The 10344-nt window shown below is 75.0% G+C and carries 9 protein-coding genes; 7 read left to right on the top strand and 2 right to left on the bottom strand.

From position 1 onward, the window contains the following. Together IEZ12_RS38095 and IEZ12_RS10265 are read left to right on the top strand one after the other, a co-directional pair. Positions 1-487: NADP-dependent isocitrate dehydrogenase (locus tag IEZ12_RS38095; RefSeq protein ID WP_229847399.1), on the top strand; the 487-nt coding region annotated here is incomplete at its 5' end. Positions 488-592: 105 nt separating this feature from the next. After that, positions 593-1063 (top strand): NUDIX hydrolase, encoded by a 471-nt coding sequence (locus tag IEZ12_RS10265; protein ID WP_189271721.1) that lies wholly within the window; start codon positions 593-595, stop codon positions 1061-1063. Between the two features lie 185 nt (positions 1064-1248). Here IEZ12_RS10265 and IEZ12_RS10260 read toward each other — a convergent pair whose 3' ends face one another. After that, positions 1249-2838 (bottom strand): TROVE domain-containing protein, encoded by a 1590-nt coding sequence (locus IEZ12_RS10260; RefSeq protein WP_373295459.1) that lies wholly within the window; start codon positions 2836-2838, stop codon positions 1249-1251. Between the two features lie 439 nt (positions 2839-3277). On the opposite strand from IEZ12_RS10260, the gene IEZ12_RS10255 reads away from it, so the two are divergent. The 4 genes from IEZ12_RS10255 (at position 3278) to IEZ12_RS10240 (ending at position 9284) form a co-directional block, all read left to right on the top strand. Continuing rightward, positions 3278-4618: an NAD(P)/FAD-dependent oxidoreductase gene (locus tag IEZ12_RS10255; protein ID WP_189271719.1), complete on the top strand. Its 1341-nt coding sequence runs from the start codon at positions 3278-3280 to the stop codon at positions 4616-4618. Positions 4619-4740: 122 nt separating this feature from the next. Further along, positions 4741-5400 carry a double zinc ribbon domain-containing protein gene (locus tag IEZ12_RS10250; protein ID WP_189271718.1) on the top strand — a complete coding sequence of 220 codons (660 nt, stop codon included), beginning with the start codon at positions 4741-4743 and terminating at the stop codon, positions 5398-5400. A gap of 120 nt (positions 5401-5520) precedes the next feature. Beyond that, positions 5521-5877, top strand: coding sequence for a hypothetical protein (locus tag IEZ12_RS10245; RefSeq protein ID WP_229847398.1), 357 nt, complete (start codon positions 5521-5523; stop codon positions 5875-5877). Positions 5878-5888: 11 nt separating this feature from the next. Further along, positions 5889-9284, top strand: coding sequence for a hypothetical protein (locus tag IEZ12_RS10240; RefSeq protein WP_189271717.1), 3396 nt, complete (start codon positions 5889-5891; stop codon positions 9282-9284). Positions 9285-9287: 3 nt separating this feature from the next. Here IEZ12_RS10240 and IEZ12_RS10235 read toward each other — a convergent pair whose 3' ends face one another. Further along, positions 9288-9539, bottom strand: a complete 252-nt coding sequence (locus IEZ12_RS10235) for a hypothetical protein (RefSeq protein ID WP_229847397.1) — start codon at positions 9537-9539, stop codon at positions 9288-9290. A gap of 157 nt (positions 9540-9696) precedes the next feature. Between IEZ12_RS10235 and IEZ12_RS10230 the strand changes: the two genes are divergently transcribed. After that, positions 9697-10341 (top strand): helix-turn-helix transcriptional regulator, encoded by a 645-nt coding sequence (locus tag IEZ12_RS10230; protein WP_189271716.1) that lies wholly within the window; start codon positions 9697-9699, stop codon positions 10339-10341. Positions 10342-10344: the final 3 nt, after the last annotated feature.

Raw genomic sequence — 10344 nt, 5'->3', positions numbered from 1 at the left:
CGGCGCCGGCGGCTCCGCCCCGAAGCACGTCCAGCAGCTGGTCAAGGAGAACTACCTGCGCTGGGACTCGCTCGGCGAGTTCTTCGCGCTGGCCGCCTCCTTCGAGCACCTGGCCGCCACCACCGGCAACGCCAGCGCCAAGGTCCTCGCCGACACCCTGGACCGCGCCACCGGCACCTTCCTCAACGAGGACAAGTCGCCGTCGCGCCGCCTGGGCGGCATCGACAACCGCGGCAGCCACTTCTACCTGTCCCTGTACTGGGCCCAGGAGCTGGCCGCCCAGACCGAGGACGCCGCGCTCGCCGCCGCGTTCGCGCCGCTCGCGCAGGCCCTCGCCGAGCAGGAGCAGGCCATCGTCGAGGAGCTGATCGCCGTCCAGGGTCAGCCCGCCGAGCTCGGTGGCTACTACCAGCCCGACCCGGCCAAGGCCGCCGCCGTGATGCGCCCGTCGAAGACCTTCAACGACGCGCTCGCCACGCTGGCCTGACGCTCCGTCAGCTTCTGATGCCGGCACGCCGCCGTCGGCCCCTTCACGGGGTCGGCGGCGGCGTGCCGCGTCGGTGCGCCCGTCCGGTCGCGTAGGGTGCGGGGCATGGCGACCCCGAAGTTCATCCTCGACCTGCGCGAGCACATCGGACACGCCCCGCTGTGGCTGTCCGGCGTCACCGCGGTGATCGTGGAAGAGGGCAGGATCCTGCTCAACCGCCGCTCCGACAGCGGGCGTTGGGCGCTGCTGCACGGCATCGTGGAACCCGGCGAACAGCCCGCCGGCGCGGTGGTGCGGGAGGTCCTGGAGGAGACCGGCGTCACCGTCCGCCCCGAGCGGATCACCAGCGTGCACACCCTCCCCGCCTCGGTCTGCGCCAACGGCGACCAGGTCCAGTTCCTCAACGTCGCCTTCCGCTGCCGCTACCTCTCCGGCACCGCCCACGTCAACGACGACGAATCCCTCGCCGTGGACTGGTTCCCGCTGGACGCCCTGCCGCCGCTCTCCGCGAACGACGCCTTCCTGCTGGAGAAGGCCCTCGCCGACAGCCCCGCCCCGTGGTTCGCCCTGGGCTGAGCCGGACGCGGAACTCCCCTGCCGCGCAGCGCCGTTGACGGCGGGGCGGGCCGGCGCATCTCGGCGGCCGAGACCTGTTTCGTCCGGGTGGAGGTCCGGCACCCGGACGGGCGGACGGCGGCGCTGACCAATCCGATCCTGCTGTCCTGACGGGGGAGGGCGCCCCGTCGTCCCGGTGCGGCCGGTCAGTCGGTGGTCGGCGACTCCCAGGGCCACCGGTCGAGGCCGCCGGCCTCCAGCAGCGGCACCAGGCGGAAGGCGGCGTCGGAGAGGCCGCCGAAGAGGTGGCGGTGCGGTCCGGTGGGGGCGTGGCCGAATTGGTAGCCGCCCAAGTTCCATGTGTAGACCGGGACTTCGGGCGGTACGGGGGCGAACGGGTCGGGCGCGCCGGAGTAGTGCGGCTGCTCGTCGGTGATCACCACCACCCGGTCGTGGTCCTCGTAGCGCCGGGCCACCGCGCCCGCCGTGTCGGTGCCGCCCAGGTTGTGGAAGCGGTCCACGGTGCGCAGCAGCGAGCCGTCCGGCGCCGGCGGCACGTTGCGGCTGCCGGTGCCGAACTCGATCAGATCGGCCTGTTCGGCGCGCAGCGCGAGCGCGCCGCCGAACACCGCCGCCGCGTCGGCCCTGGTGAGCGAGGTGCGGCTTTCGGGGGCGAAGAACATCGACCCGGAGCGGTCCACCAGGACCAGCGTCCGGCCGGGCAGCGCCGGGACGTTGGCCAGCGAGTGGCCGAGTGCCGCCTCCAATGCGTCCGCCCAGTGCGCGGAGGCCGCGCGGTGGGCGGCCAGGTAGCGGAACGGGAACTGGCGGGAGCGGGCGACCTCGGCCGGGTCGGAGATCCGTGCGGCGACCTCGGCCGCGGCCCGGTCGTCGATGCCCGCCTCGTCGAAGTTGCGCAGGTTGCGCACCAGGGCCATCGGGCCCATCGACGGGATGACCGCCTCCCACGCCGCCGCGTCCATCGGCCCCTGCAGCCAGCCCGCCAGCGCCTCCCAGGTCATTCCGGCGGCAGCGAGCATCCCGGCGGCGTCCGGGTCGTCCAGCAGGGCGCCGCGTTCCGTGACCGGCACGGCGAGCAGGCGGTGATGGGCCGTCAGCATCGGCTCGGAGGCGGGCGGGAGGGCGTGCCGCGGGCGGTGGCGGCGGTCCAGGGCGTAGCGGAACAGCTCGCCCTGCCAGGGCCGGTCGGCGGCGGGGGAGGGGTGGGTGAGCTCCAGCACGTCGCCGAAGCGGAACGCGTGCGACGGGGTGTCGTACTTGAGCAGCGCCCGGCCGGTGTACAGGCGGCGCACCGCGTCGCCGAGCCCGCGGCGGACCGGCTGGGGCAGTCGGCGGCCGTACCCGGCCGTCCAGAGAGCGAGGAACTCGCCTGGCTCGTCCGGGCGTTGGAGCACCGCGTCGACGGCCTGCCGGGAGTAGCCGGGGGCCTTCGCCTCCGCCCTGGCCCGGGCGAACTCGACCGCGCCGGCCACCGCGGCGGACCGGATGTGGGCCTCGGTGCGCAGCCAGCGCAGCAGGCCCAGCGTCCACTCCGGATCCTCCAGGGCGAAGCGGCGCACCAGCGACGTGAAGCGTGCCGCACGGCTGTCGGCGCTCTCGTAGAAGGTCTGCTGGCCGGAGAAGTGCGTCACGGCGAGCACGAACAGTTCCGACCGGGGCTCACGTTCCCATCCGGGCCCGCCCTGGTGGTTGACCAGCGGGAGGCCGACCGGCGGCATCGGCGACCGAACCGGCGCCGGAACGGCTCGCGGGGCGACCGGCCACTGCCCGTGCATCACCAGCGCCCCGCTGGCCCCGCCTGCGAACAACTCCGGTGTCTCGGTGCGGATTTCCGCCCTGGTCTCGGCCTTGCTGCGCTGACGGTTGAAACGGGCCATGCAGAAGTCCCCCAGGCGGGTCGGTCGAGTGAGCGGCGGCCGGAGAACACGGCAGACCGAGGAAGCGCCCCCCGTGATCGAAGCGGGTGCCGGTGCGTCATAGTCAGGAAGTAACCGGAAGACCCAGCGCATCGGGAGGCGTCCGGGAGACACCGTAGGCGGCGCTCGTGGCACTGTCATCCGAATTAATCGTGCCGCCGATTCGCGGTCGGCCCCGGGGCGCGGCGCCCGGCGAGCGGGTGCGCCCCGGCCGGGCGGCAGCGGTGGGCGGCAGCGGCTTCGGCCGGGTGTGCGCGGCCCGGTGACGGTGCGCGTCGTGTCGCCTACTGTACGGGGCATGAGTCCTGCGGGGAGGGCGGTCGGGGACCGCGGCACGGCGGTGGTGATCGGCGGCGGACCGGCGGGGTGCCTGGCCGCGTGGGCGCTGCGCGGTGTGGCGCGTCGGGTGGTGGTGCTGGAGAGCGACCGCTACCCGGAGGGCGTGGACTTCCGGGTCGGCGTGCCGCAGGCCCGGCACGGGAACCTGCTGCTGGAGGCCGGGCACCGCACCATCGACGAGCTGATGCCGGGCGCCCGGGCCGAACTGCTCGCCGCCGGCGCCCAGCTGGTGCCCGTCCCCGGCGGGTTGCGGTGGCTCACCTCGGCGGGCCGACTCGCCTCCCACGACAGCGAGTTGGCGATGCTCAGCTGCAGCCGTCCGCTGCTCGACCGGGTGGTGCTGGACCGGGTCCGCAGCGAGCCGACGATCGAGATCCTGGAGGGCACCGAGGCGATCGGCCTGCTCGGCGGCCGACGGGCCGTCACCGGCGTGCAGCTGCGCGAGCGCGGCCTGGACGGCGCGCCCGTCACCGAACTCTCCGCCGAGCTGGTGATCGACGCGTCCGGTCGCGGCACCCGCTCCGGGCGCTGGCTGATCGGGCTCGGCTTTCCTCCCACCCCCGCCGAGCGGATCGACGCCGGCGTCTCCTACGCCAGCCGCTTCTACCACCGCCCGCCCGGCCGCGAGGACCAGCCCGCCCTGTACGTGCAGTGCCGGGCCCCCGAACACGGCCGGTTCGGCGTGCTGCTGCCCGTCGAGGGCAACCGGTGGCTGGTCGGCGTCGGCGGCATGCGCGGGTTCGAACCGTCCATCCAGCCCGAGGAGTTCGAGAAGCAGCTCGGCGAACTCCGCGACCCCGCCATCGCCGAGGCCGTCGCCGACGCCCAACCCGTCGGCCCCGCCCGCGGGTTCGTCGCCGGTCCCAGCGTCCGACGGCACCACGAACGCACCGACCCGGTCGGCTTCCTCGCCCTCGGCGACGCCGCCTGCACCTTCAACCCGGTCTACGGGCAGGGCATCACCGTCGCCGCGCTCGGCGCCCGCGCCCTGCGCGAAGCCGCCCGCCGGCACGGCGGACTCGGGCCCGCCACCGTCCGCGAGGCCCGCCGGGCGATCGCCGCCACCACCAGGAACCCCTGGGTGATGGCCGGCAGCGAGGACGTCCGCTTCGCCGGCACCACCGGCGGCCCGCGCGGCCCCGTCGCCCGGCTCCAGCACCGCTTCCTCGACCGCGTCCTCGCCCGCGCCACCACCGACGCCGCCGTCTCCGCCGCGTTCCACCGCGTCGCCGCGATGGTGGAACCGCCGAGCACGCTGTTCCGTCCCTCCGTGCTGGGACCTGTCCTGTTCGGCCGCTGACCCTTCCTCAAGAGGTTTTCCGCAGGCCGGGGTTCGGGCAGGCACCCCGGTTCCGGCTCCGCACACCCGTGTGGCAGCCTGTGTGTCGAAACTGTGAAAGATGTAAGGGTGGGGCGGCGGCCATGAGTGAGATCTACTTCAGCAACAACTACCGCGACCTGAGCGAACAGCACGGCACCGGCGCGGGATTCCAGTTCGAGTTCTCCTGCTCGCGCTGCTACGACACCTGGCGCTCGCCGTTCGAACCGTTCCGCACCGGGCAGGCCGCGAGCTGGATCAACAAGGGCGTCAGCGCCGCGTGGAGCCTGCTCGGCGGCAGCGCCTCCAGCGGCCTCACCAACGCCGCCGACGGCCTGGCCGGCGCCAGCTGGGGCAGCGGCCGTGACACCGCCTTCCAGCGCGCCATCGGCGACGCCCAGCAGCACTTCAACCGCTGCGCCCGCTGCACCCACTACGTCTGCGGGCGGTGCTGGAACGCAGCCCAGGGCCTGTGCCTGGGCTGCGCCCCCGACACCGCCGCCGAAGCCGTCGCCGCCCAGCAGCGCGGCCTCAACGACGCCGTCACCCAGAACGCCTACGAGCACGGCCAGTCCCAGGCCCAGCACTTCGACGTCACCGCCCCGCGCCAACTCGTCTGCCCCCAGTGCAGCGCCGACACCCACGGCACCCCGTTCTGCCCCTCCTGCGGCTTCCGCCTCGCCCAGCCCCCGCAGTGCACCTCCTGCCACGCGGAGGTCCCCGCGGGCTCGGCGTTCTGCCCCAGCTGCGGCACCAGGCGCTGACGTCGAGGCCTGCGAGCGGCGCCGACCGGTGCGCGGGGCGAGCGCACCGTCCGGTTTTGCGTGCGCGGGCGGGTCTCTGCTGAAGTATGGGCACCAGTCGACGGATGTGGGGAGCTCGTCGTGCAGCGGACCGTGATCGTGGTGACCGGGGGCGCGGTGGCCCTGTTCGCCGGAGTGCTGTCGTTCCTGACCTGGGACCAGGCCAACAAGGTGTCCGGCGTGGTCTCCGCCCTGGTCGCGATCGCGGCCCTCGGCGCGGCCGTCGCCGCACTGGTCCCCGCCCGCGGGTCACGGCCCGGCACGATCGAGGTCGCCAACACCGGTGCGGCCATCGCCACGGGCGGCGGAAGCATCGCCAACACCGGTCACCAGGGCGACGGCTCCGCCCCGACGGCGGGGCAGGTCCGGGTGACGGGCACCGGGGAGGCCCGGGCCGAGGACGGCGGCGTGGCCAACTCCGGCCACCGGCAGGGCTGATCGCTCGCGCCATGGGCGGGGCGACGGTACGCGGGAGCGGCACGGCGAGCGCCCGGACGGGCGGCTACGCCAACAGCGGCGTGCACCACGGCGACGTGCACCTCGGCGCCGGCCGGTCGATCGCCGTCTCCGGCTACCTGCACCAGGTGCGGGCCCTCGCCGCCGGCGAATTCGTCGGCCGGGAGCGGGAGTTGGCGCAGCTGCGCACGTTCTGCGCGGAGCCCGGACCCGGTGGGTACTGGCGGTGGCTCGCGCCCGCCTGGGCGGGAAAGTCGGCGCTGCTGGCCGAGTTCGTGCTGCACCCGCCGGACGCGGTCGACGTGGCGGCGTTCTTCATCACCTCCCGGCTGGCCGGTCAGGCCGACGTCGCTGCCTTCTGCGAGGTGGTGCAGCGTCAGCTGTACGCCCTGCTGGGGGAGGAGGAACCCCTCAGCACGCCGCACAGCCGGGACGAGCAGTTCCGCCTCGCGCTGGACCGCGCCGCCGAACACTGCGCCCGGCGCGGCCGCCGCCTGGCCCTGGTGATCGACGGCCTGGACGAGGACCGCGGCGTCCGTCCCGGTCCCGACTGCCACAGCATCGCCGCCCTCCTCCCGCACACCCCGCCGCACGGCCTGCGCCTCGTCCTGGCGGGCCGCCCGCACCCGCCCGTGCCCGGCGACGTGCCGTCCGGGCATCCGCTGCGGACGACGGACATCGACCATCCGCTGGAGCTGTCGGAGGCCGCGCAGGCGATCCGCTGGGAGGCGGAGGAGGACCTGCTGCGCCTCCGGGAGGCGGGCGGCCTGGGCTGGGAACTGGTCGGGCTCACCGTCGCCGCCGGTGGTGGCCTGAGTGCGCACGACCTGGCCGAACTGGTGGACCGGCCAAGGAGGTTGGTGGAACGCGAGCTGTCGGCGGTGCACGGCCGCAGCTTCCAGTGGCGGGCGGGCCAGTGGGACGCCGCCGGCCCCGGGGTGTACCTGCTGGCGCACGAGGAGATCCGGCGCAGCGCCGAGGAGTTGCTGGACCGCCGGGAGCTCGCCGAGCACCGGACGCGGCTCCACCGGTGGGCGGACGGCCACCGCGCGGCGGGCTGGCCGGCCGGAACGCCCGAGTACCTGCTGCGCGGCTACGGGCGCCTGCTGGGCGAACTCGGCGAGGACGAACGGCTGGTGGAGCTGGTCGCCGACCGGGCGCGCCAGCATCGGCTGTGGGAGGTCACCGGCTCCGACTTCGACGCGCTCGGCGAACTCGCCTCGACCGCAGGCCAGTTGGTGGACCGAGCCGGCCGGGGCGGCGAGGCGTCGGTGGAGCGGGCGCTGCGGCTCGCGGTGTCCCGGGACGGGCTGCACGACCTCACGTCCCGGATGCCGACCGAACTCGTCGCCTGCTGGGCGAAGTTGGGCCACCCGGACCGGGCGATCAACCTGGCGCTGTCGCACCGGGACCCGTACGACCGGATCGTCTCGCTGACCGAGGTCGCCCGGGTGCTGGCGAAGGACGGCGAGCTGTCGCGGGCGAAGGCGATCGCGGACGGGCTGGACGCCGCGATCGATCGCGACAAGTGCCGGGAGGGGGTGGTGCGCGGGCTCGTCGACGCGCGGCGGTTCGGGGAGGCGTGGCAGCTGGGTCGGAGCCTGGCGGATTCCGGGTGCCGGGCGGGCGCGCTGACCGCGCTGCTCGGCGCGATGGCGGCCGACCGCGTCGCGGCGGAGCACCCGGAGTTCGCCGGGGCCGTCGCGCACGACGCGTTGCTGGCCGCCGCCGGGCTGGAGAGCGGTCTGCGGCAGCTGGAGCTGCTGGCCGCACAGGCCGCCGCGCGGGATCTGCTCGGCGACCGGGGGCGGGCGGAGGACCTGCTGCTCCTGGCGGAGGGCATCGCCGACGCCGAGTCGGACGACAGTGTGCGGGCGGTGTGGTTCGCGCAGATCGTCGGACGTGCAGCGGGCGGCGGCGGAGTCCGGGAGCCGCTGCGAAGGTGCCGGCGGGCGGTGGTGGCGGCGGTCGGGCGGCTGGACCCCGCAGAACTGGAGTGGTCGCTGCCGGACATCGTCGAAGACCTGGCCCGGGGCGGTTTCCACCAGGACGCGCGGGCGCTGGTGGAGCGGTCGGAGCTCGCCGGGGAGGACCGGGCGTACGCGCTCGCGCGGATCGCGGCGGGGCGGGCCCGGGCCGGTGACGTCGACGGGGCGGTGGCGGCGCTCGACGGGATCGCGGAGCCCGACAACAAGTGGACGGTCCGGTACGCGGTCGCACAGAGACTGCTGAGGGACGGCCGGGCCGAGGAGGCCGCCGCCGTGGTGCTGGAGCACGACACCGTCCTGGCGGCGCAGTCGGCCGCCGATCACGCGGGGGCCCTGCTGCGGGTCCGGACGGCCGACGTGCTGTGGCAGGCCGGTCGCGGTCGGGAGGCGTCGGAGGTGCTGAGCGCCGCGGCGGCCGTCGCGCGGCGCGGTGCGGTGGCCGTCTCGAACAGCCGGACCCTCGGAGAGGCGGCGGTGACGCTGGGCCGACTGGGCCACCGCGGCAGTGCGATCCGGCTGGTCCGCCACCTCCAGCGTCAGGAGGACTATCTGGACGACCACTTCGGCGGAACGCTCGACCGGCTCGGGGTGGCACTGGGCCTGCACGCGGCCGGGCTCGGGGACGAGGCCGGAAGCCTCCTGCTGGCCGAGGCGGAGCGCGGTCGGCGGATGGAGCACCCGGCGGAGCGCGGCGATTCGCTGGCGGAGGTGGCGCGAACGTTCGGCGCGATCGGCGACCGCGGCTCGGCGGGGCGGATCGCGGACGAACTGCTGGCGGGGGTGGCGGCGGAGCGCAGCCCGACCCGGTTGGTGTGGCTGCGGAACGCGGCGGCGCAGGCCTGCCTGGCGGCCGGGCGGCTGGAGCGGTGCCTGGAGCTGGTCAAGAGCTTCGACAACGGCTGGGACGCGGCCGTGCTGCTCCACCTGGTGGTGGAGTCGCTGGTGGATCAGGGCGAACTGGACTCCGCCGAGGCGCTGGTGGCCGACGTGCACTACGAGGTGGAGTGGAACAACAGCGTCGCCGCCGTGGTCCGGGGCGCCGCCGCCGCGGGCGACGTCGCGCGCGCGGAACGGTGGCTGACCGAACTGGAGGCGTCGCCGCTGAAGGAGCGCACCGTCCCGCACCTGGCGGCCTGCCTGGCCGACGACGACCGGTGGCCGGCCGCCAGGGAGCTCGCCGACGGGCTCAAGGACCCCGCCTCCCGGGGCCGGGCGCTCGCGATGCTCGGGGCCCGGCGCGGGCCGGGCCCCGCGGGCCGGCTGCTGCTGGCCGAGGCGCTGGCGCTGACCCCGTGGGACGAGGTGGTCGAGGAGTTCGCCCGGGTCGCCCCCGAGCTCGTCCCGCTGCTGGTGGACCTGGTGCTGGACGCCGAGGAGCCGACGCCGGCGGCGGCCGACTGACCGTCAGGTCCCGATGCTGGGCAGCAGCAGGATGCGGTCCGGGTCGTAGGGGCACCACACCGGCTCCACTCCGATGAGGCGCAGGCGGCACCAGGGGGTGCCGTCGGGGGCCTGCCACCAGGCGTTGATGCGGCCGAGCGTCCAGGTGCCGACGGCGGTGTCGTCGAGGCGGACCTCGACGGGCTGGTAGGCGGGGCGGACTTCGGGTTCCGGCGGGGACCAGGCGGGGTCGGTCTGCAGCTGCGGAGGGAGCACTGCGGCCTCCTTCGAGTCCGATCGGTGGAGATCACTCTACAGAGGTGTAGATAGTGGTGGCGGGGAATCCCGGAGCATGGCGCAACGTCGCCGTGCGGGCAGCGGGTTCGCGCCACCGGGCTCTTTCGGGTACGACCGTTGGTCATAGACTCGGCGGATGACTGCTGAGGACGACTCGTACACGGTGCTGGGCGCGCTTGCGGACCCGGTGCGCCGGCGGCTGTACCGGCTGGTGGCCGGGGCGCCGGAGGAGGTGGGGCGGGACGCGGCGGCGGAGGCGGTCGGGGTCTCCCGGTCGCTGGCGGCGTTCCACCTGGACAAGTTGGTGGAGGCTGGGCTGCTGGCGGTCTCCTACCGGCGACTGTCCGGTCGGACCGGGCCGGGTGCGGGGCGGCCGGCGAAGCTGTACCGGCGGGCGGAGGGGGAGTTCGCGGTGTCCGTCCCGCCGCGCTCGTACGACACGGCGGGCCGGCTGCTCGCCGAGACGGTGGAGCGGGCCGGGCTGGACCGGGAGTTGCAGGCGGCCGCGAAGGCCGCGGGCGCGGCGGACCCGGAGGGCGCCGGTTCGGGGGCGGACCTGGAGGAGGTGCTGCGGGCGCGCGGGTACGCGCCGTTCTGGGACGGCGAGGTGCTGCGCCTGCGGAACTGCCCGTTCCACGCGCTGGCGGAGGAGTTCCCCGGGCTGGTGTGCGGGATGAACCTGGCGCTGCTGGACGGCCTGGCGGGGGAGGAGTGGTCGCCCGCGATGGACGCGTGCGCGGGCGGGTGCTGCGTGGCGCTCTCTAAAAACAAAAATCATTGACGT

It is taken from the genome of Kitasatospora griseola (assembly GCF_014648555.1).
GTDB classification, from domain to species: Bacteria; Actinomycetota; Actinomycetes; order Streptomycetales; family Streptomycetaceae; genus Kitasatospora; species Kitasatospora griseola.
The sequence above is the reverse complement of the archived record's forward strand: the minus strand, read 5'-3'. Positions and strand labels throughout refer to the sequence as shown.

What these genes read in the sequence shown, in the direction of transcription:
- IEZ12_RS10240 (WP_189271717.1), top strand. Translation starts at nt 5,889, where the DNA reads ATGGGCGGGGCGACGGTACGCGGGAGCGGCACGGCGAGCGCCCGGACG.
- IEZ12_RS10250 (WP_189271718.1), top strand. Translation starts at nt 4,741, where the DNA reads ATGAGTGAGATCTACTTCAGCAACAACTACCGCGACCTGAGCGAACAG.
- IEZ12_RS10260 (WP_373295459.1), bottom strand. Translation starts at nt 2,838, where the DNA reads ATGCACGGGCAGTGGCCGGTCGCCCCGCGAGCCGTTCCGGCGCCGGTT.
- IEZ12_RS10230 (WP_189271716.1), top strand. Translation starts at nt 9,697, where the DNA reads ATGACTGCTGAGGACGACTCGTACACGGTGCTGGGCGCGCTTGCGGAC.
- IEZ12_RS10255 (WP_189271719.1), top strand. Translation starts at nt 3,278, where the DNA reads ATGAGTCCTGCGGGGAGGGCGGTCGGGGACCGCGGCACGGCGGTGGTG.
- IEZ12_RS10265 (WP_189271721.1), top strand. Translation starts at nt 593, where the DNA reads ATGGCGACCCCGAAGTTCATCCTCGACCTGCGCGAGCACATCGGACAC.